This is a genomic window from Pseudonocardia kujensis (genome assembly GCF_021283305.1).
GTDB classification, from domain to species: Bacteria; Actinomycetota; Actinomycetes; order Mycobacteriales; family Pseudonocardiaceae; genus Pseudonocardia; species Pseudonocardia kujensis.
Map to the genome: position 1 here is coordinate 66309 of NZ_JAJSOK010000006.1, position 18956 is coordinate 85264.

An 18956-nucleotide genomic window follows, 5' to 3' on the forward strand; every position below is an offset into this window, starting at 1 on the left:
TGGACTGAGTGGATCCGGTGGACCCCGGTACGCGTCGGATCGGGGGCGCGAGCTTCGCCCGCCTGCTGGGCCGGTGGCGCCCGGACGACCAGCGCGGGCTCGCGTCGGCCCTGACCGAGCGCGTCCGGCTGCTCGTCCTGGACGGACGGCTGCCCCTCGGGACCCGGGTCCCGGCCGAGCGCGAGCTGGCCGGGGCCCTCGACGTCAGCCGGACGACCGTGGCCGCGGCCTACGAGGCCCTGCGCGCGGACGGGTTCCTCGAGAGCCGGCGCGGCTCCGGGAGCTGGACGCGCGTGCCCGGCCCCACCGGCGGGGCGACTCCCGAGACCCCGTTCTCGCCGCTCGCCGGCGGTGGGCTCACCGATCTCGCGCACGCCGCGCTGCCCGCCCCCACCGACGCGATCCGGCGCGCCGCCGCGTCCGCCGTCACCGAGCTCGACGGGCAGATCGGCGGCCACGGCTACACCCTCGCCGGGATCCCGGTCATGCGGGACGCCGTGGCGCGGCGGTTCACCGAACGCGGCGTGCCGACCACCCCGGACCAGATCCTGGTCACCTCCGGGGCGCAGCACGCGATCGCCCTGGTCCTCACGCTGCTCGCCGGCCCCGGCGACCGGGTGCTCGTCGAGCACCCGACCTACCCGAACGCGCTCGACGCCATCCGCGGGCGCGGTGCCCGGCCGGTCCCCGTGCCGCTCGCACCCGAGGGCCGCGAGCCGGCGTGGGACCTCGACCTGCTCACCGCCACCGTGCGGGACACCCGTCCGGCCCTCTGCTACCTGGTCCCGGACTTCCACAACCCCACCGGCGCGGTGATGCCGCCGGAGGTGCGCGCGGGCGTCGTCGCGCTGGCCCGGCGGACCCGTACGCCGCTCGTCGTCGACGAGACCCTGACCGAGCTGCCGCTCGACGTCCCGGCTCCCGAGCCGGTCGCCCGGCACGCGCCCGACTCCGCGCTGCTGATCACGATCGGCTCGGCCAGCAAGGTGTTCTGGGGTGGCCTGCGGATCGGCTGGATCCGCACCTCCGCGTCGCTGGTGCGGCGGCTCGCCGCGCTGCGGCCGTCGATCGACCTCGGCGGAGCCGTGCTCGACCAGCTGGTCACGGCCCGGCTGCTGGGCGAGGTCGAGGCGGTGGTGGCCGAGCGTCAGGAGAGCCTGCGGGCCGCCCGTGCGGACCTGCGCCGGCGGTTGGCCGAGGCCTTCCCCCAGTGGCGGCCCAACGACCCGGCCGGCGGGCTGAGCCTCTGGGTGGACCTGGGCGAGCCGGTGTCGAGCCTGCTCACGGGGGCGGCCCGTCGGCACGACGTCCTGCTGGCCGCCGGGCCCCGCTTCGGCGTCGACGGCGCCTTCGAGCGCTACGTCCGGCTGCCCTACACGCTCCGACCCGAACGCGCCGCGGCCGCGCTCGAACGGCTGACCGCGGCCTGGCAGGGTCTGCGGCACCAGCCCGACGGCGCGGCGGCGGACCAGATCGCCGTGGCGTGAGCGTTCCCGTGATCCTCTCGCCGGGCCGCTGCCCCTGAGGGCGCGGACCCGTAGAGTCCTGAACGATCGATCGATGAGGAGGATGGAAGTGGGCACTCGCAGCGGACCCCTCGCGGGCGTACGGGTCGTCGAGCTCGCCGGCATCGGACCGGGACCGCACGCGGCGATGATCCTCGGTGACCTGGGCGCCGAGGTGGTCCGGATCGACCGGCCGGGCGGGCTGAAGATCGGCGGCGACGCCGACCCCACGCTGCGCGGGCGGCGCCGGGTGGCCGCCGACCTCAAGACCCCCGAGGGTCGTGAGACCGTGCTGAAGCTCGTCGAGAAGGCCGACGTGCTGCTCGAGGGGTACCGGCCCGGCGTCACCGAGCGGCTCGGCGTCGGCCCCGCGGACTGCCACGCCCGCAACCCGAAGCTCGTCTACGGCCGCATGACGGGGTGGGGCCAGGACGGCCCGATGGCCGAGCGCGCGGGCCACGACATCAACTACATCTCGCTCACCGGTGCGCTGCACGCCATCGGCCGCGGCGACGGCGAGCGCCCGGTGCCGCCGCTGAACCTGGTCGGGGACTTCGGCGGCGGCTCGATGCTGCTGGTCATCGGCGTGCTCGCGGCGCTGTACGAGGCCCGGGGCTCCGGCGAGGGCCAGGTCGTCGACACCGCCATGGTCGACGGCGCCAGCCTCCTCGTGCAGATGGTGTGGGGGATGCTCGCGCAGAAGTTCTGGCAGGACGCCCCCGCCAGCAACATGCTCGACGGCTACGCGCCCTTCTACGACACCTACACCTGCGCGGACGGCAGGTTCATGGCTGTCGGCGCGATCGAGCCGCAGTTCTACGCGGAATTGCTCAAGGGCCTCGAGATCGACCCCGCCGACCTGCCGGCGCAGATGGACATCCCGTCCTGGCCGGCGATCAAGGCGCGCTTCGCCGAGGTCTTCAAGACCAGGACCCGCGACGAGTGGACCGCGATCTTCGACGGCACCGACGCGTGCACCACCCCGGTCCTCGCCTTCGGGGAGGTCGCGCAGCACCCGCACATTGCCGCGCGGAGCACGATCGTCAGCCCGGAGGACACCCCGCAGGCCGCGCCCGCGCCCCGGTTCTCCCGCACCCCGACCGCGGTGCCCGGACGCCCGGCCGAGCCCGAGTCCGTCGACCGGATCCTGGCCGACTGGTCCTGACCCCGGAACCGCGAAGGCCCCCTCCGGACGAGATCCGGAGGGGGCCTTCGTGCGTGCGGACGATCAGACGGCGTCGTCGACCAGCAGGTTGCGGGTGCGGTTCGGGTCGACCGGGATGCCCGGGCCCGTGGTCGTCGAGACGGTGATCTTCTTGATGTAGCGGCCCTTCGCGGCGGACGGCTTGGCCCGCAGGATCTCGTCGAGGGCGGCGCCGTAGTTCTCCACCAGCTTCTCGGTGTCGAACGAGGCCTTGCCGATGACGAGGTGCAGGTTGGCCTGCTTGTCCACCCGGAAGTTGATCTTGCCGCCCTTGATGTCGTTGACGGCCTTGGCCACGTCCGGGGTGACGGTGCCGGTCTTCGGGTTCGGCATCAGGCCACGGGGGCCGAGGATGCGGGCGATGCGGCCGACCTTCGCCATCTGGTCGGGCGTCGCGATCGCGGCGTCGAAGTCCAGCCAGCCGCCCTGGATCCGCTCGATCAGGTCCTCGGCGCCGACGACGTCGGCCCCCGCGGCCTCGGCCTCGGCGGCCTTGTCGCCGACGGCGAAGACGATGACCCGGGCGGTCTTACCGGTCCCGTGGGGCAGGTTCACGGTCCCGCGGACCATCTGGTCGGCCTTGCGGGGGTCGACGCCCAGCCGCATGGCGACCTCGACGGTCGCGTCCATCTTGCTGCTCGCGGTCTCCTTGGCCAGCTTGGCGGCCTCGAGCGGCGAGTACAGGGCGTCGCGGTCGATCTTGGCCGCGGCCTGCTCGTAGATCTTGCTGCGCTTTGCCATCTTCAGTCCTTCGTGAAGATCGTGGTAGGAGCCGCGCCCGGCTCTCCCACGCGTTCGGGTGAGGTCAGTTGACCGTGATGCCCATCGACCGGGCGGTGCCGGCGATGATCTTCGCGGCCTGGTCCAGGTCGTTGGCGTTCAGGTCGCGCATCTTGGTCTGCGCGATCTCCCGCACCTGGTCCATGGTCACGGAGGCGACCTTGGTCGAGTGCGGGGTGCCGGAGCCCTTCTCCACGCCGGCCGCCTTGAGCAGCAGCTTGGCCGCGGGCGGGGTCTTGAGCTCGAAGGTGAACGAGCGGTCCTCGTACACCGAGATCTCGACCGGCACCACGTCGCCGCGCTGGGCCTCGGTGGCGGCGTTGTACGCCTTGCAGAACTCCATGATGTTGACGCCGTGCTGACCCAGCGCGGGGCCGACCGGCGGGGCCGGCGTGGCCGCGCCGGCCTTGATCTGGAGCTTGATGATCGCGGAGAGCTTCCGCTTCTTGGGTGGCATCCTTGTTTCCTCGTGATCGTCCTACGCGCCGCGGACCTGCCCGCCGCGACGGAGCTCGTGCACCGTCAGATCTTGGAGACCTGACTGAAGGCCAGCTCGACGGGCGTCTCGCGGCCGAAGATGGACACGAGCACCTTCAGCTTCTGCGCGTCGACGTTGACCTCGTTGATCGTGGCCGGGAGGGTCGCGAACGGGCCGTCCATGACGGTGACCGACTCGCCGACCTCGAAGTCGACCTCGACCGTGGCGGCACCGCCGGTGCCGCCGCTCGTGCCGCCCGTGCCCGCCGCGGCGGCGGCCTTCTCCTTCGGCGCCTCCTGCTTCGGCAGCAGGAACTTCAGCACCTCGTCGAGGGTCAGCGGCGAGGGCCGGGACGTGGCCCCGACGAAGCCGGTGACGCCCGGGGTGTTGCGGACGGCGCCCCACGACTGGTCGTTGAGCTCCATCCGGACCAGGATGTAGCCGGGCAGCACCTTGCGCTGCACCTGCTTGCGCTGGCCGTTCTTGATCTCGGTGACCTCTTCGGTGGGCACCTCGACCTGGTAGATGTAGTCCTCGACGTCCAGGGTCTGCACCCGGGTCTCGAGGTTCTGCTTCACCTTGTTCTCGTAGCCGGCGTACGAGTGGACGACGTACCAGTCGCCGGGGGCGCGGCGCAGCGCCTCCGTCATCTCCGCGACCGGGTCGACCTCCTCCTCGGCGGCGTCGGCGGCGACCTCGTCGGTCGCGTCGGCACCGGCCTCGAGGTCGCCCGGGTCGGCCTGCTCGTCCACGCCCGTGACGGCCGCGGCGGCGTCGGCACCCAGGTCGACGACGGACTCCTCGTCGAGGGCGTCCTCCGCCTCCTCTGCCTCGACCGCCTCGGCGGCGGTGTCGGTGTCGGCGGGGTCGATGGTGCTGTCCGAGCTGTCGGAGGCCTCGGCGCCGTAAGCCACCTCGACGTCGGTGTCCTGCACCGTCGTCTCGTCCTCGGCCGGCCGGCCGTCTGGGGAGGTCACGTGCTTCTCGCTTCCTTCGTCAGCGTCGTCGTGCTCGATCGGGGTCCCGGGTCCAAGACTAGGCGCCGAACAGGGCCTGCACGCCCAGCCCGAACACCCAGTCCAGGAGCGACACCAGCGCGACCATGAAGGCGACGAAGACGAGCACGACGATCGTGTAGGTCACCAGCTGCTTGCGCGTGGGCCAGATGACCTTGCGCAGCTCCGCCACGACCTCGCGGAGGAAGCGGACCAGCCTGGCGAACGGCGACGCCTTGCGCGGCGCACCACCGCTGCGCGAGGGCGTCGGGCGGCCCTTGCCCGGCGTGGTGACCGCACCGGCCCCGGACGAGGACGGCGACGTGCGCCGCCCGCGGCGGTCCGCCGCGGACGTCGGGCGCTCCCGCCCGGGCTCCCGCTCGTCGCTCACTCTCGTCCTCACCGGCGGGCAGACGCCCGCCCCCTCGTCTCGTTCCTGCTGTCGTCCCAGGTGGCAGGGGTGACAGGACTTGAACCTGCAACCTGCGGTTTTGGAGACCGCTGCTCTGCCAGTTGAGCTACACCCCTACGCTGCCCCGGCCCGTCACGTCGGGGACCCGACGGGTTCGGAGCAGGCACACCGGAAGATCCGGTGCGCCCGGCGAATCGAGTGTACGGCACCCGCTCCGGGGCCCTGCACCCGCGGCCCCCCGGGGAGCCCGGGGCGAGGTCCGCGGGGCCGAAACCCGCTCGCGCGTGGACACCCGCGGTGCGCGAGGATGAGGGCCATGTCCGCACCGACAGCATCGACCGCCGGAACGTCGCAGAAGCCCCGGATCTCGACCCGGATCGGGAACATCGCCGAGTCGGCCACGCTCGCCGTGGACGCGAAGGCCAAGGCGCTCAAGGCCGAGGGCCGCCCGGTGATCGGCTTCGGCGCGGGCGAGCCGGACTTCCCCACGCCGCAGCCGATCGTCGAGGCCGCCGTCGCCGCCGCGCAGGACCCGAAGAACCACCGCTACTCCCCCGCGGGCGGGCTCCCCGAGCTCAAGGCCGCGATCGTGGAGAAGACGAAGCGGGACTCGGGCTACGAGATCGCCGCGAACCAGGTCCTGGTGACCAACGGCGGCAAGCAGGCGGTCTACGAGACCTTCGCGACCCTGCTCGACCCGGGTGACGAGGTCATCCTGCCCGCCCCGTACTGGACCACCTACCCCGAGGCGATCGCGCTCGCCGGTGGCGTGACCAAGGTCGTCGTCACCGGCTCGGAGCAGGACTACCTGCCCACCGTCGACCAGCTCGAGGCCGCCCGGACGCCGGCCACCAAGGTCCTGCTCTGGTGCTCGCCGTCGAACCCGACCGGCGCCGTGGCCCCGCGCGAGCTCACCGAGGCCGTCGGCCGCTGGGCGCTCGAGAACGGCATCTGGGTCGTCACCGACGAGATCTACGAGCACCTGGTGTACGACGGCGCCGAGGCCGTCTCGCTGCCCGTCGCCGTCCCGGAGCTGGCCGACACCTGCGTGGTGCTCAACGGCGTGGCCAAGACCTACGCGATGACCGGCTGGCGGGTCGGGTGGATGGCCGGCCCCACGGACGTCGTCAAGGCGGCCACCAACCTGCAGTCGCACCTGTCCTCGAACGTGGCGAACGTGTCGCAGCGCGCGGCGGTCGCGGCCCTCACCGGCCCGCTCGACGCCGTCGCCGACATGCGCGCCGCCTTCGACCGCCGCCGCCGCACCATCGTCGAGCTGCTCGCGGCGATCCCCGGCGTGCAGTGCCCCACCCCGAAGGGCGCCTTCTACGTCTACCCGGACGTGCGGGAGCTGCTCGGCAAGCAGATCCGGGGGCAGAAGATCGAGACCAGCCTCGACCTCGCCGCCGCCGTGCTCGAGCACGCCGAGGTGGCCGTGGTGCCCGGCGAGGCGTTCGGTACGCCGGGCTACTTCCGGCTCTCCTACGCCCTCGGGGACGACGACCTGAAGACCGGCGTCGAGCGGATGGGCGCGCTGCTGCGCGAGGCGCAGTAGGGGCCCGGACACGGACGAGGGGCGGGCACCGGTCGCGGTGCCCGCCCCTCGTGCGTCGCGGGACCTACTTGTCGGTGTCGGCAAGGTCCGCCAGGGCGGCGGCGCGCTTGGCGTACTTCCACTTGGCGAGGTCGCCGATCGTCTTGATGCCGAGGGCGGCGAGCTGCTCGTCGTGCTTCTCGGTGAGGCCCTCGAGGGCCGACGGCGGGGCGGAGAGGATCTCCGAGGCCGTCTTGTCCTCCCAGGCCTTGTCCACCAGCTTCCCGAACTTCACGTGGTGCTCCCTCCGTGTGGTACGGGCCCTCGCGGACCCGGGACGCAGGCAGCATCGACCCACTCGGCGATCACGGCAACCGGACACGCCCCGGGCTCAGCCGGGGAGGACGACCTCCGCGGTGGCCCTACCCAGCACCGACTTGCCGTCGAACACGGCCTTGACGTCGATCCGGGCGACGCGGACACCGTCCGAATCGGTGACGTCCCCGACCGTGCCCGTGATCTCCACGAGGGCGCCGGTGTCGTCGTCGGGCACCACGACGGGGCGGGTGAAGCGGGTGCCGTAGCTCCGCACGAGGGAGGCGTCGCCGACCCAGTCGGTGACGACCCGGCCGGCCACGGCCATCGTCAGCATCCCGTGCGCGATCACGCCGGGCAGCCCGGCGACGCGCGCGACGCGGTCGCTCCAGTGGATCGGGTTGAAGTCGCCGGAGGCGCCGGCGTAGCGGACCAGGTCGGCCCGGGTGAGGTGCAGCCGCAGCGGCGGGAGCTCGTCGCCCTTCTGCGCCGCGGCGGGGTTCGACGGGGTGCTCATGCCTGGGTCACCAGCAGCGAGCTCGTGGTGGCGACCGGCTCACCCGTGGCGTCGGCGACCTCGCACCGCAGGGTCAGCATGTGACTGCCCGCGCGCGTGCGCAGCTCGTCGACGTGGATCGTGGTGAACAGCTCGTCGCCGCCGTGGATCGCCCGGTGGAAGGTGATGCGCTGGTCGCCGTGCACCATCCGCGTGTAGTCCCAGCCGAAGGCGGGGTCCCGCAGGAACGCCTCGATCAGCGGCATGGTGAAGGTCGTCGAGAACGTCGGCGGCGCGACCAGGTCGGGGTGACCTGCCGCGCGCGCGACGTCGAGATCACGGCTCAACGGGGAGGTGTCCCCGATGGCCGTGGCGAACTCCCGGATCTTCTCCCGGCCGACCTGGAAGGGACCGGCGGCCGGGAGGGAACGGCCGACGAAGGACTCGTCGGGCACTGCCGGACCGTCCGACTCAGCGGGTCTCGCGGTGGGCGCGGTGCGTGCCGCAGTTCGGGCAGAACTTCTTGATCTCGAGCCGGTCGGGATCGTTGCGCCGGTTCTTCTTGGTGATGTAGTTCCGGTGCTTGCACTGCTCGCACGCCAGCGTGATCTTCGGCCGGACGTCGGTGGCCTTCGCCATCGCGGGTGCCTCCTGCTTTTCCTGCTTCGAGCTCGGATCGTGTGTGTAGCGGTGGCCGGACTTGAACCGGCGACACAGCGATTATGAGCCGCTTGCTCTACCGACTGAGCTACACCGCCTCGCGAAGCCGGTCACACCTACCTCGCTGGAGCCCCTTTACGGAATCGAACCGTAGACCTTCTCCTTACCATGGAGACGCTCTGCCGACTGAGCTAAAGGGGCGGCACGGCCCTCCGGGGACTTCCCCGTCGGACCTGGAGAACTCTACACAACCCCTTCCGCGGCCCGCCAACCCGGGGGTCCCGCTCCCCGTTTCCGCAGCTCCCGCTCCGCTGCGGGGTCTCCGGAGGGGGTGCGACGGGGCCGTGAGCGGTGGTCGTCGCCGAGCGACGATCGTCACTTCCGACGCCCGACCCGGCCGGGGTGGGTGGCGGGTTCGTGCCTGCGATGCGCCGTCCGACCTGCGCCGCCCCACCGCCGCCGTCACGCGGCGCCGGCGGGGCGGACGCAGCGATGGATCAGCAGGAGGACTTGGTGACCCCGGGCAGCATGCCGGCGTGGGCGAGCTCGCGGAGCTTCACCCGCGAGACGCCGGACTTCCCGACGTACCCGCGCGGGCGGCCGTCCGTGGAGTCCCGGTTGCGGATCCGGGTGGCGCCCCGCGCGCGGCTGCGCGCCACCGCGGCCTCGACCCCGATCTCGGCCTTCCGGCGCAGCGACCGCACGGGGCGGGCCGGCTGTACCGATGGTCGACTCCGCATGCTCGCTCCGGCTCACCGCTCCTCGCGGAACTCGACGTGCCGGCGGACCACCGGGTCGTACTTGCGCAGCACGAGCCGGTCGGGGTCGTTGCGGCGGTTCTTGCGGGTCACGTAGGTCGTGCCCGTGCCTGCGGTCGATCGCATCTTCACCACGGGACGCACGGCGGCGGACTTGGCGGCCACGTCACCCTCCTCTCATATCAGGAACGATTGTCATTTACGGTAACACTCGCCGACCCCCACCCCTTCCCGAGGAGGGCCCATGCCCGACACCGAACTGCTCGTGGTCACGGGCCTGTGCGCCGAAGGCGTGGAGCGCGTCCTCGCCCGGCTGCGCACCGCCGATCCCGACGTCGTGGTCGTGCACCACGACCTGCGTGACATCGCCCGCGGCCGGCTTCGCCGGCGGATCCGCGACCGCGGCTCCGACACCTGGACCGAGCGGGAGCTGACACACGGCTGCGTGTCCTGCACCCTGCGCGAGGACCTCCTGCCGATGCTGCGCCGGCTCGCCGGCCGGGTCCGTCGCGTCGTCCTGCATCTCGACCCCGCACTGGAACCGGAGCAGGTGTGCTGGGCACTGGCGCACGTGCTGGTGGACGGCATCGTGCTCACCGACCTCGTCGACCTGCGCGGCGTGGTCACCGCCGTGGACGCGGCCTCCTGGCTCGACGACGCCACCGGCGACGAGCCCGCCGCCGAGCGCGGCCTCGCCGACCTCCCGGACGACGAGCGCACGGTCGCCCAGGTCGCCGTCGCCCAGGCGGAGTTCGCGGACCTGCTCGTGCACACCGGCACCACGTCCGCCTGGGAGCACGCCCGGGTCGACGCCGTCCTGGAGCGGCTCGCCCCCACCGCCCTGCGGTCCCGGCTCGCCGAGCTCGACGACGACGCGGTCCTCCTGCGCCGCACGCACGTCGAGGCCCGTCGCGGCCGGCCCGACGACGTCCACGGCCCGCTGCTGCGCGGAGCCCCGCCGCTGGCCACCGACTGCGGCGTGCGGCTGCTCGTCTTCTCCGCGCGCCGCCCGTTCCACCCGGACCGCCTGCACGGGGCGATCGACCTGCTGCTCGACGGCGTGGTGCGGACCCGCGGGCGGATCTGGCTCGCCACCCGCCCCGACGACGTCCTGTGGCTGGAGTCCGCCGGCGGCGGCCTGCGGATCGGGCAGGCCGGGGAGTGGCTCGCCGGGCAGGACCCCGCGGCCTGGGACGAGGTGTCCGACGAGCGCCGGGCCCTCGCCGCGCTCGGCTGGCACCCGCGCTTCGGGGACCGGGCGCAGGACGTCGTCGTGCTGGCCCACGCACTCGACGCCGGCGGCCTCGACGCGGTCGAGGCCGGCCTGCGGTCCGCCCTGCTCACCGACGCCGAGCTCGCCGCCGGCGAGGAGACCTGGCCGACGCTGACCGATCCCTTCGGGTTCTGGCACACCGATCCCTGCGGCCAGCCCGAACCCGCAGGCCACGAACCCGCCGGCCGGGAGGCCGAGCGGTCCCGAGGAGAGGAGTGCTGATGGCCGTTCCGAAGCGGCGGACCTCGCGCAGCAACACCCGGTCCCGCCGGGCGCAGTGGCGCCGGGCGGTCCGCGACACCGCACCGGACCTGGTCCCGATCGTGGTGGACGGGCGGCGACACCTGGTGCCGCGGCGGCTGGTGCCCGCATACCGCCGCGGGCTGTGGCACCCGGAGGGGTAAGGCGGACCCCTCAGGTCCGGCGCGCGGGCCCGGGCCCGGGACGGCGTGACCGACCGATGTCCGGGCGCACCCCTCAGGCGGAGTGTCATCGTCATGGTCTTCCTGGACACGATGGTCGACGAGCGCCGCGCCGCCTTCCTCGCGGAGGCCGACCGCTTCCGCCTGGCACGGCTGGCGCGGCTCTGGCGGAAGGGGCGGCGCGAGCCGCCGCGGATCCCGGTGCCCCCGCCGGTGCCCCACGAGAAGTCGGCTGTCGCGGGGCAGTGCCGCGCGGCGTGAGGGGAAGGCCGGCGGAAAGTGCCCGGAACCGTCGGGGGTCCGTGCGAGCATGACGCCCGTGCCACGTCCGGGGGTGGGGATCGGTCTGGTCGGTCGGGGGGCCGAACGGGCCGTCCTCGCCGCTGCGCTCGAACGGGCGCGCGCCGGGCGGGGCACGGGGGTCCTGCTGTCCGGCGACGCCGGGGTGGGCAAGTCCCGGCTGATCGCCGAGCTGACCGCGCAGGCGCGCGAGGCGGGCGCGCTCGTCCTGCTCGGGCGGTGCATCGAGACCGCGGGCGTGGAGCTGCCCTACCTGCCCTTCACCGAGATCGTCGGCCGGCTGCTGGCCGAACGGCCCGGCCTGGCCGAGCGGCATCCGGGCCTGCTGCGGCTCGTCCCCGGAGAGTCCGCCGCGGAACGGGGCGGGCGCGAGCTGGGTCAGCTCCAGGTCTTCGAGGCGCTGCTCTCCGCCCTCGACACGGTGTCCGGCGAGGGGCCGCCCGTGCTGCTGGTGCTCGAGGACCTGCACTGGGCGGACCGGTCGAGCCGCGACCTGCTGGTCTTCCTGCTCTCCCGGCTCGGCGCCGGGCGCCTGCTCGTGGTGGCCACCTACCGGGCGGACGACCTGCATCGCCGGCATCCGCTGCGGCCGGTGCTCGCCGAGCTGGTGCGGCTGCCCGCCGTCGAGCGGCTGGAGCTGGCGCCGCTGCCCCCGGCCGACGCGCTCGCCCTGGTCACGGCCCTCGCCGGCGAGCTCGGACTGCCGGAGCGCGAGCTGCACCGGCTGGCCCGGCGCAGCGAGGGCAACGCGTTCTTCGCCGAGGAGCTGGTCTCGGCCGCCGGAGGCGGAGCCGGGCTGCCCGAGGCGCTCACGGACGTCCTGCTGGCCCGGTTCGAGCAGCTGCCGGCCCCCGCGCGGCAGGTGCTGCGGGTCGCGTCGGTGGCCGGCCGCAGCGTCGCCGACGTCACGCTGGCCGAGGTGAGCGGCCTGGACACCGCCCAGTTCGAGGAGGCCGTCCGGGAGGCCGTGGCCCACCACCTCCTGGTGCCGGACGAGCGCGGCGACCTCGCCTTCCGGCACGCGCTGCTGCGCGAGGCGGTCTACGGCGACCTGCTGCCCGGCGAGCGGGCGCGGATCCACTCGCGGTACGCGGACCTGATCGCCGCGCGGCTCGCGCAGCCGGCCACGCCCGGCCGCCCCTCGCCCGTCGGGGCCTCCCCCGCGGCCGCCCTGGCCCACCACGCCCTCGCCGCCCACGACCTGCCCCGCGCGCTCGCCGCCTCGGTGCGCGCGGCCCGCGAGGCGGACCGGGTGGGCGCGCCGGCCGAGGTCCTGCGGCACGCCGAGCGTGCGGTCGAGCTGTGGCCCGCGGTGCCCGACGCCGAGGCGCTCACGGGCACGGACGAGATCGCGGTCACGCTGTGGGCGGCCTGGTCCGCGAGCACGACCGGCGACCCGGCCCGCGGCATCGCGCTGAGCACCCGGGCGCTCGAGCTGGTCGACGCCTCCGAGGACCGCGCGCGGGCCGCCGAGGTCCGGGTGCGGCACGCCATCCGGCTGCTCGAGGGGAACGAGAGCCCGGCGGCCGCGGTCGCCGCCGCCCGCGAAGCGGTGGAACTGCTGCGCGACCGCCCGCCCTGCGCCGACCTGGCCTGGGCCCACGCCGTGCTCGCCCGCGCCCTGTGGCGCATCGACGACGTGCCGGGCGTGCGCGAGCACGGCGCGGAGGCGCTGCGGATCTGCCGGGCGGCCGAGGCGGCCCTGCACGCCGGCACCGACGCGCCGCCGGCCGAGCACGGCGTCGATCCGGGGACGGCACTGTCCGACGCGCTCCAGGACGTCGCGGCCGCCGAGGCGGACGCGCTGATCAGCCTGGCCGTGGCCGAGGAGTTCGAGGGCCGCGGCCCGCGCAGCCGCGAGCTCCTGTCCGAGGCCCTGCCCCTGGCCCGCGGATCCGGGAACATCGGCGTGGAGCTGCGGATCTTCTACAACCGCGGGTTGTCGTTCCTGGAGGAGGGCGCGGCCTCGGCCGCGGCGGCGGAGTTCGCCGCGGGCATGCGCCGGGCCACCGAGACCGGCACCACGTGGAGCGGCTACGGCATGGACATGCGGGTCGCCCGGCTGATGAGCGAGTTCGTCGCGGGCGACTGGGAGGCGGCCGAGGACACCGCCCGGCTCGGCGGGGCGATGGTGGCGCCGGTCGTCGCGGGGCGGCTCGCCGCGGCGGGCCTGCTGGTCGAGGTCGCGCGAGGGCGGCTCACGGAGGCCGAGCGGCGTTGGGCGGAGCTGGACTCCCGTGACCAGGAGGACGACCAGGTGGTCCTCCTGCTCGGCGGGGCCGGGGTCGAGGCGGCGCTGTGGCGGGGCGAGCCGGCGGAGGCGCTGCGCCGGGCGGACACCGCGCTCGCCGACCTCGACCGCCTCCTGCCGCACCACATCGCGGCGATCATGCTCGCCGCCCTCGGTCTCGCCGCCGTGCCCGAGGGCGCCCACGAGCCCGCCGAGCGGCTCCTCACCTGCGCGGAGGAGGCCGCCGAGAAGGGCATCCCCCGCTCGGGGTCGCTGGGCGTCGAGGGGCGGGCGTGGCTGGCCCGGGCGCGCGCCGAGCGGGACCGCGTGCGCGGGCAGGCGGACGCCGCGACGTGGACGGGGGTGCTGGAGGCATTCGGCTACGGCGACCCGTACCGGGAGGCGGAGGCCCGGGTCCGGCGGGCCGAGGCGCACCTGGCCGCGGCCGGCCGCACCGAGGACCGGGCGGCGGCCGCCCGGTTGCGCGAGGAGGCCGTCGCGGACCTCGATGCGGCGGTCGAGGTCGCCGCCCGGCTCGGCGCGGCGCCGCTGCGCGCGCGGGCGGCGGACGTCCGCGCGCGGGCGGGTGCCCGTCGGTCCCGCCCCGAGGCCGCGTCCGGGGACCCCGGGCCGCTCACCCCGCGGGAGCGCGCCGTGCTGGCGCTGGTGGCCGAGGGCCGCACGAACCGCCAGGTCGGCGAGGCCCTGTACATCAGCGAGAAGACGGTGAGCGTGCACCTCTCGCGGGTCATGGCGAAGCTCGGCGCCGCGGGCCGCACGGACGCGGTGGCGATCGGGTACGAACGGGGCCTCATCCCTCCCCGATCTACCGTTCAGTAACTATGGTGGGGCGAGGCGCCGGTCACCGCGGACCGGCAGGAGGGATCGCCTGCATGTCCACTGACGCGACCACCACGGATCACACGGCCCTCGACCCGGGACGCCCGGACCTCTCGGACGTCGAGGGGTTCTGGACCATCCCCGTCGAGGAGCGCGCCGCCGCGTTCGCGTGGCTGCGCACCAACGAGCCGATCCCCTTCTACCCCGAGCCGGACTTCGGCCATCTCGAGCCGGGCCCGGGCTTCTTCGCGCTGACGCGGCTCGACGACATCGTCGAGGCCAGCCGGACCCCGCAGGTCTTCACCTCGGGCTCGGGCTCGACCTCGGTCGTCGACCAGCCGCCGGAGTTCGCGGAGTTCTTCGGCTCGATGATCAACATGGACGACCCGCGGCACGCCCGGCTGCGCCGGATCGTCTCGCGCGGCTTCACCCCGCGCCGGCTCGCCCAGCTCACCGAGGACGTGCAGCGGTCGGCGACCCGGATCGTCGACGACGTGGTCGACCGCGGCGAGTGCGACGCGGTCACCGAGATCTCCGCCCGGCTGCCGCTGAAGATCGTCTGCGACATGATGGGCATCCCCGAGAGCCAGCACCGCTTCGTGTTCGACCGGACGAACGTGATCCTCGGGGCGCAGGACCCGGAGTACGTGCCGGAGGGCACGGACGTCATCACCGCCCTGCTCACGGCGGGTGGCGAGCTCGCGGCGCTGATGAAGGACCTCGGCGCCGCGCGGGAGAAGGACCCCACGGACGACGTCACGTCCGCGCTGGTCAACGCGGAGGTCGACGGTGAGCGGCTCACCCCGGACGAGCTCGCCAGCTTCTTCGTCCTGCTGGTGGTGGCGGGCAACGAGACCACCCGCAACGCGATCAGCTGGGGCCTGAAGTTCCTCACGGACAACCCGGACCAGCGCGCGGCCTGGCTCGCCGACCTCGACGGCGTCACGCCCACCGCGATCGACGAGATCGTCCGGCTCGCCTCGCCGGTGATCTACATGCGGCGCACGCTGGCCCGCGAGGCGGTGCTCGGCGGCAAGGAGCTGGCCGCGGGCGACAAGGTGGCGCTGTTCTACTGGGCCGCGAACCGCGATCCCGCGCACTTCGCCGACCCGGACCGGTTCGACGTCCGGCGCTCGCCGAACCCGCACGTCGGCTTCGGCGGACCCGGCCCGCACTTCTGCCTCGGCGCCCACCTGGCCCGTCGGGAGATGGCGGTGATGTTCCGCGAGCTGCTCACCCGGGTGCCGGACATCCACGTCACCGGGGAGCCGGAGCGGCTGCGGTCGATGTTCATCAACGGCATCAAGCACCTGCCGGTCGCCTTCACGGCCGGAGGGGCCCGGTGAACTATCCCGAGGTGCCCGTCGGCGCGGTGCTCGCCGGGTCCGCGCGCCGCTACGGCGACCGGGTGGCCGTGCACCACGACGGCCGCGACCTCACCTACGCCCAGCTGTTCGCGCGGGCCTCGGCCTTCGCGAACGCCCTGCGCGAGCAGGGTGTGGGCCGGGGCGACGTGGTCGCGATCCACCTGCCGAACTGCCCGCAGTACGCGATCGCCTACTACGGCATCCAGCTCGCCGGGGCGACCTTCACCCCGGCCAACCCGCTGCTGCCGCCCGCGGACCTCGCGGCCCAGCTGGCCGACGCGGGCGCGGTCGCGCTGGTGAGCTGGGAGGCCGCGTACCCCGCCTTCGCGGCGGTGCGCGACCAGACGCGGGTCAAGTTCGCGCTGGTCACGAACCGGGAGCAGGCCGTCGACCCCGCGGTGCGGCTGACCGGGCAGGGGGCGTCGGACTTCGAGGAGTTCCACGCGCAGGCGTCCACCGAGGCGCCGGCCGTGGAGATCGACGTCCACCGCGACCTCGCCCACCTCGCCTACACCGGCGGCACCACCGGACGGTCGAAGGGCGTGCAGCTGCCGCACCGCAACGTGGTGGTCAACGTCCTGCAGTACGCCTGCGCGGGCTCCGGCGCGCGGCCCGAGCTCGACGCGCACGGCGGCCTCGTGCTCGCCGACCAGGGCCCGGCCGAGGAGTTCCCGATCCGGTTCGGCACCGGCGTGGTCGTCAACATCACGCCCTGGTTCCACGCGATGGGCACGGTCGGCGGGCTCAACATCCCGCTGCTCTCCGGCACCACCAGCGTGCTGCACGAGCGGTTCGACCCGGCCGTCTACCTGGCCGACGTCGAACGCTTCGGGGCCACCTCGATGGGCGGCGCCCCGCCGCTGTACGCCGCGCTGCTGCGCCACCCGGACTTCGCGACCCGGGACCTGTCGTCGGTCCGGGCGCTGAGCTCGGGGGCCGCCCCGCTGCCCGTCGAGCTGATCGAGGCGCTGCAGCGGCGGCTGGGCGAGGACCTTGTGATCGTGGAGGGCTACGGGCTCACCGAGGTCACGATGGGCGCCACCCAGAACCCGACCGCGCGCTCCGCGGTGCGCAAGGCCGGGAGCGTGGGCCCGCCCGTCGCGGACACGGAGGTCCGGATCGTCGACGAGCAGGGCCGGCCGGTGCCGCAGGGCACCGAGGGCGAGGTCTGCCTGCGCGGCCCGCAGGTCATGATCGGCTACAAGGACCGGCCGGAGGAGACCGCGGCGGCGCTGCGGGAGGGCTGGCTGCACACCGGCGACGTCGGCGTCCTCGACGAGGACGGGTACCTGCGCATCGTCGACCGCAAGAAGGACATGCTGCTCTACAAGGGCTACAACGTGTACCCCCGGGAGCTGGAGGAGCTGCTGTTCCGGCAGCCGGGCGTGCTCGGGGCGGCGGTCGTGGGGCGGCCGGACGTGAACGTCGGCGAGCTGCCGGTGGCCTTCGTGGTGGCGCCGGGCCGCACGGAGGCCGAGGCCGTGGAGCTGATGGAGGCGGTGAACGCACAGGTCCTGCCCTACAAGCGGCTGCGCGAGATCCGGCTCGTCGACGAGATCCCGGTGTCGGCTGCGGGGAAGGTGCTCAAGCGGGAACTGCGGCAGCGCCGGTGACCGTCCTCGCGCTGTGATCGTTCGGCGGAGGCTCGGCGGCCGTGCGGCCGAGCCTCCCGCCGGCACCCGTCGTCCCTGACGACACCGATCGGGTGAGCCGGCCGGGGTGCGCTAACGGCGGTGCGTGACGAGCCGATGTACCGGGCGTGACCGTGTTGCCTGCCGCCCCGGCCCGTTGCTCCGTGCCGGCCCCGCGCGGGGCCGGCCGGGAGGCGGCGACCGTCGTCCTTCCGGCGGTTCCGGGTCGGCATCGCCAGGGGCACGGTGGAGGGCACGGCGAGAGCCGCCGAGCGCAGCCTGGCCGCTCGTGCGCCCCGGTCGGGCCTCGGGCGACCCGGCGCCACGAGGCGGAGCGCGTCCCCGCCGCGTCCGTGCTGGCGGAGCGCCTGCTGACGCCGGTTCCGGCGCCGCAGGCCGAACGGCGGGGCCGCCGGGTCTCCCCGGCGTTGCACGGTGCCGTCGCGGCCGCCTACTCGGTGACCGCGCGGGCCGGCAGCCTCACGACGCTCGCGGCGATGCTGGTGCTGGGCAGCGCCGTGGCGGCCTCGGCCGACGGCACGATGCCCAGTGGGCCGGCCGCGACCACGGTGACGACCCTGCAGGATCCCGCCGGGACCCCGTAGGCCCCCGACCCGGGGTCAGGCCGCGACGCCGTCCTGGTTGAGCGGGGTCTTGAGGACGTGGTCGACCAGCCGCATGACGAGCTGACCGCCACCGAGCCGGTAGCCGAACTCCTCCCAGGTGAGGAGCTCACGGGAGAGCACTTCACCGACCGGGCCGGGGTACAGCCGGGTGACCCGGAACGCGGCCGCGCGCAGCCGCATCTTCTCGTGATGGTCCATGGGGACGGGACTCATTCCACTCACCTCCGTGACGAAGGACGTGCGGGTCGGCGCGCGCTCAGCGCTGAGTCGCCATCCGTGGTGTTCCATCCTGACCCACCCCGTTTACGGGCAGGTGTCATCCTGCCCGAAGAGTGACCAGGCTCTCACTCTGAGCGCACGAACTGTAGAACGCGACTACCCCACGCGGACATGATCACTCGGCAGGTGGCCCACGCCACACCGGCGGATCTGCCGGGGGCCCTACGGTTCCGGGCATGAGCACCCGTACGACCGACGTCCTGTGGGGCGACGTCGAGGACGTCTACGCCGCCGTCCTGGCGCACCCGTTCGTCACCGGGCTGACCGACGGCACGCTGCCGCACTCGGCCTTCCGGCACTACATCGTCCAGGACGCGCACTACCTGCGCGGGTACGCCCGCGCGCTCGCGCTGTGCGCGGCCAAGGCACCGGGCGAGGACGACCTCGCGATGTTCTGCGCGCACGCGGCCGGCGCGATCGCCGCCGAGCAGGAGCTGCACGCCGAGCTGCTCGGCAAGCTCGACCTGACCGCGGAGCAGGCGGCGGCCCTGCCGGTCGCCCCGGCCACCCAGGCCTACGTGAGCTACCTGCTCGCCACGGCGTACTCCGGCTCCTACGCGGAGGCGGTCGCGGCCGTGCTCCCCTGCTACTGGATCTACGCGAAGGTCGGCGAGCACCTGGTGGAGGCCGGCTCCCCGGACCCGCTCTACGCCCGCTGGATCGCCACGTACGGCGGCGCCGAGTTCCAGGCCGTCGTCGACGCCGTGCTGGCCGCCACCGACCGGATCGGCGAGGCTGTCTCCGCGGCGGAGCTCGCCCGGATGCGGGCACATTTCACCACGACCAGCCGGTACGAGTGGATGTTCTGGGACGGCGGCTACCGCGAGGAGGGCTGGCCCGTGTGAGTCCGC

21 protein-coding genes, 3 tRNA genes and 1 pseudogene are annotated in these 18956 nt (G+C 74.1%); 11 read left to right on the forward strand and 14 right to left on the reverse strand.

What is annotated here, in order from left to right; translation table 11 throughout:
* Window positions 1-8 precede the first annotated feature (8 nt).
* Complete coding sequence (yczR, locus tag LWC35_RS06615) at window positions 9-1487, forward strand: MocR-like transcription factor YczR (RefSeq protein ID WP_232868996.1); 1479 nt, start codon at window positions 9-11, stop codon at window positions 1485-1487.
* Window positions 1488-1575: 88 nt separating this feature from the next.
* Window positions 1576-2670, forward strand: a complete 1095-nt coding sequence (locus LWC35_RS06620) for a CaiB/BaiF CoA transferase family protein (protein ID WP_232868997.1) — start codon at window positions 1576-1578, stop codon at window positions 2668-2670.
* Between the two features lie 63 nt (window positions 2671-2733).
* Here LWC35_RS06620 and rplA read toward each other — a convergent pair whose 3' ends face one another.
* The 5 genes from rplA to LWC35_RS06645 form a co-directional block, all read right to left on the reverse strand.
* Window positions 2734-3450, reverse strand: coding sequence for a 50S ribosomal protein L1 (gene rplA / locus LWC35_RS06625; protein ID WP_232868998.1), 717 nt, complete (start codon window positions 3448-3450; stop codon window positions 2734-2736).
* Between the two features lie 64 nt (window positions 3451-3514).
* Complete coding sequence (rplK, locus tag LWC35_RS06630) at window positions 3515-3946, reverse strand: 50S ribosomal protein L11 (protein ID WP_232868999.1); 432 nt, start codon at window positions 3944-3946, stop codon at window positions 3515-3517.
* Between the two features lie 65 nt (window positions 3947-4011).
* Window positions 4012-4944, reverse strand: a complete 933-nt coding sequence (nusG, locus tag LWC35_RS06635; protein ID WP_232869000.1) for a transcription termination/antitermination protein NusG — start codon at window positions 4942-4944, stop codon at window positions 4012-4014.
* Between the two features lie 58 nt (window positions 4945-5002).
* Window positions 5003-5353 (reverse strand): preprotein translocase subunit SecE, encoded by a 351-nt coding sequence (gene secE, locus LWC35_RS40165; protein ID WP_232869001.1) that lies wholly within the window; start codon window positions 5351-5353, stop codon window positions 5003-5005.
* A gap of 61 nt (window positions 5354-5414) precedes the next feature.
* Window positions 5415-5490 (reverse strand) — tRNA-Trp (locus LWC35_RS06645).
* Between the two features lie 200 nt (window positions 5491-5690).
* On the opposite strand from LWC35_RS06645, the gene LWC35_RS06650 reads away from it, so the two are divergent.
* A complete protein-coding gene (locus tag LWC35_RS06650) occupies window positions 5691-6929 on the forward strand; it encodes a pyridoxal phosphate-dependent aminotransferase (RefSeq protein WP_232869002.1) in 1239 nt (412 codons plus the stop codon).
* Between the two features lie 64 nt (window positions 6930-6993).
* Here the strand turns inward: LWC35_RS06650 and LWC35_RS06655 are convergent, their stop codons facing one another.
* The 8 genes and pseudogenes from LWC35_RS06655 to rpmG (LWC35_RS06690) form a co-directional block, all read right to left on the reverse strand.
* Window positions 6994-7203 carry a hypothetical protein gene (locus LWC35_RS06655; protein WP_232869003.1) on the reverse strand — a complete coding sequence of 70 codons (210 nt, stop codon included), beginning with the start codon at window positions 7201-7203 and terminating at the stop codon, window positions 6994-6996.
* Window positions 7204-7299: 96 nt separating this feature from the next.
* Window positions 7300-7740: a MaoC family dehydratase gene (locus LWC35_RS06660; RefSeq protein WP_232869004.1), complete on the reverse strand. Its 441-nt coding sequence runs from the start codon at window positions 7738-7740 to the stop codon at window positions 7300-7302.
* Entirely contained in the window at window positions 7737-8174 is a 438-nt protein-coding gene (locus LWC35_RS06665; RefSeq protein WP_232869005.1) for an FAS1-like dehydratase domain-containing protein, read from the reverse strand. The genes LWC35_RS06660 and LWC35_RS06665 overlap by 4 nt, the downstream gene beginning before the upstream one ends.
* 16 nt (window positions 8175-8190) lie before the next feature.
* Complete coding sequence (gene rpmG, locus LWC35_RS06670; protein ID WP_232869006.1) at window positions 8191-8358, reverse strand: 50S ribosomal protein L33; 168 nt, start codon at window positions 8356-8358, stop codon at window positions 8191-8193.
* Window positions 8359-8404: 46 nt separating this feature from the next.
* Window positions 8405-8477, reverse strand: a tRNA-Met gene (locus LWC35_RS06675).
* A 27-nt stretch (window positions 8478-8504) separates the two neighbouring features.
* Window positions 8505-8580, reverse strand: a tRNA-Thr gene (locus LWC35_RS06680).
* Between the two features lie 296 nt (window positions 8581-8876).
* Window positions 8877-9026 (reverse strand): annotated as a pseudogene (locus tag LWC35_RS06685) (uS14 family ribosomal protein); the annotation flags it as partial.
* Between the two features lie 105 nt (window positions 9027-9131).
* Window positions 9132-9281 (reverse strand): 50S ribosomal protein L33, encoded by a 150-nt coding sequence (rpmG, locus tag LWC35_RS06690; RefSeq protein WP_269323010.1) that lies wholly within the window; start codon window positions 9279-9281, stop codon window positions 9132-9134.
* A 100-nt stretch (window positions 9282-9381) separates the two neighbouring features.
* On the opposite strand from rpmG (LWC35_RS06690), the gene mrf reads away from it, so the two are divergent.
* From mrf to LWC35_RS06725, 7 genes are all read left to right on the forward strand, one after another.
* A complete protein-coding gene (gene mrf, locus LWC35_RS06695; protein WP_232869007.1) occupies window positions 9382-10632 on the forward strand; it encodes a ribosome hibernation factor-recruiting GTPase MRF in 1251 nt (416 codons plus the stop codon).
* On the forward strand, window positions 10632-10814 hold the full coding sequence (rpmF, locus tag LWC35_RS06700) for a 50S ribosomal protein L32 (protein WP_232869008.1): 183 nt from the start codon (window positions 10632-10634) through the stop codon (window positions 10812-10814). Before mrf ends, rpmF begins: the two co-directional genes overlap by 1 nt.
* Before the next feature lie 93 nt (window positions 10815-10907).
* On the forward strand, window positions 10908-11093 hold the full coding sequence (locus tag LWC35_RS06705; RefSeq protein ID WP_232869009.1) for a hypothetical protein: 186 nt from the start codon (window positions 10908-10910) through the stop codon (window positions 11091-11093).
* Between the two features lie 58 nt (window positions 11094-11151).
* On the forward strand, window positions 11152-14202 hold the full coding sequence (locus tag LWC35_RS06710; RefSeq protein ID WP_372463006.1) for a helix-turn-helix transcriptional regulator: 3051 nt from the start codon (window positions 11152-11154) through the stop codon (window positions 14200-14202).
* A gap of 53 nt (window positions 14203-14255) precedes the next feature.
* Window positions 14256-15548: a cytochrome P450 gene (locus tag LWC35_RS06715; protein ID WP_232869011.1), complete on the forward strand. Its 1293-nt coding sequence runs from the start codon at window positions 14256-14258 to the stop codon at window positions 15546-15548.
* Window positions 15545-17182: a class I adenylate-forming enzyme family protein gene (locus LWC35_RS06720; protein WP_232869012.1), complete on the forward strand. Its 1638-nt coding sequence runs from the start codon at window positions 15545-15547 to the stop codon at window positions 17180-17182. The genes LWC35_RS06715 and LWC35_RS06720 overlap by 4 nt, the downstream gene beginning before the upstream one ends.
* Before the next feature lie 371 nt (window positions 17183-17553).
* Window positions 17554-17805 (forward strand): hypothetical protein, encoded by a 252-nt coding sequence (locus LWC35_RS06725; RefSeq protein WP_232869013.1) that lies wholly within the window; start codon window positions 17554-17556, stop codon window positions 17803-17805.
* A gap of 15 nt (window positions 17806-17820) precedes the next feature.
* On the opposite strand, the gene LWC35_RS06730 is transcribed toward LWC35_RS06725, so the two are convergent.
* Window positions 17821-18039 carry a hypothetical protein gene (locus tag LWC35_RS06730; protein ID WP_037046035.1) on the reverse strand — a complete coding sequence of 73 codons (219 nt, stop codon included), beginning with the start codon at window positions 18037-18039 and terminating at the stop codon, window positions 17821-17823.
* Between the two features lie 242 nt (window positions 18040-18281).
* On the opposite strand from LWC35_RS06730, the gene tenA reads away from it, so the two are divergent.
* Entirely contained in the window at window positions 18282-18950 is a 669-nt protein-coding gene (gene tenA / locus LWC35_RS06735) for a thiaminase II (RefSeq protein ID WP_232869014.1), read from the forward strand.
* The last annotated feature ends 6 nt before the right edge of the window (window positions 18951-18956 follow it).

What these genes read in the sequence shown, in the direction of transcription:
- rplA (WP_232868998.1), bottom strand. Translation starts at nt 3,450, where the DNA reads ATGGCAAAGCGCAGCAAGATCTACGAGCAGGCCGCGGCCAAGATCGAC.
- rplK (WP_232868999.1), bottom strand. Translation starts at nt 3,946, where the DNA reads ATGCCACCCAAGAAGCGGAAGCTCTCCGCGATCATCAAGCTCCAGATC.
- LWC35_RS06650 (WP_232869002.1), top strand. Translation starts at nt 5,691, where the DNA reads ATGTCCGCACCGACAGCATCGACCGCCGGAACGTCGCAGAAGCCCCGG.
- LWC35_RS06660 (WP_232869004.1), bottom strand. Translation starts at nt 7,740, where the DNA reads ATGAGCACCCCGTCGAACCCCGCCGCGGCGCAGAAGGGCGACGAGCTC.
- rpmG (WP_232869006.1), bottom strand. Translation starts at nt 8,358, where the DNA reads ATGGCGAAGGCCACCGACGTCCGGCCGAAGATCACGCTGGCGTGCGAG.
- mrf (WP_232869007.1), top strand. Translation starts at nt 9,382, where the DNA reads ATGCCCGACACCGAACTGCTCGTGGTCACGGGCCTGTGCGCCGAAGGC.
- rpmF (WP_232869008.1), top strand. Translation starts at nt 10,632, where the DNA reads ATGGCCGTTCCGAAGCGGCGGACCTCGCGCAGCAACACCCGGTCCCGC.
- LWC35_RS06705 (WP_232869009.1), top strand. Translation starts at nt 10,908, where the DNA reads ATGGTCTTCCTGGACACGATGGTCGACGAGCGCCGCGCCGCCTTCCTC.
- LWC35_RS06715 (WP_232869011.1), top strand. Translation starts at nt 14,256, where the DNA reads ATGTCCACTGACGCGACCACCACGGATCACACGGCCCTCGACCCGGGA.
- LWC35_RS06730 (WP_037046035.1), bottom strand. Translation starts at nt 18,039, where the DNA reads ATGAGTCCCGTCCCCATGGACCATCACGAGAAGATGCGGCTGCGCGCG.
- tenA (WP_232869014.1), top strand. Translation starts at nt 18,282, where the DNA reads ATGAGCACCCGTACGACCGACGTCCTGTGGGGCGACGTCGAGGACGTC.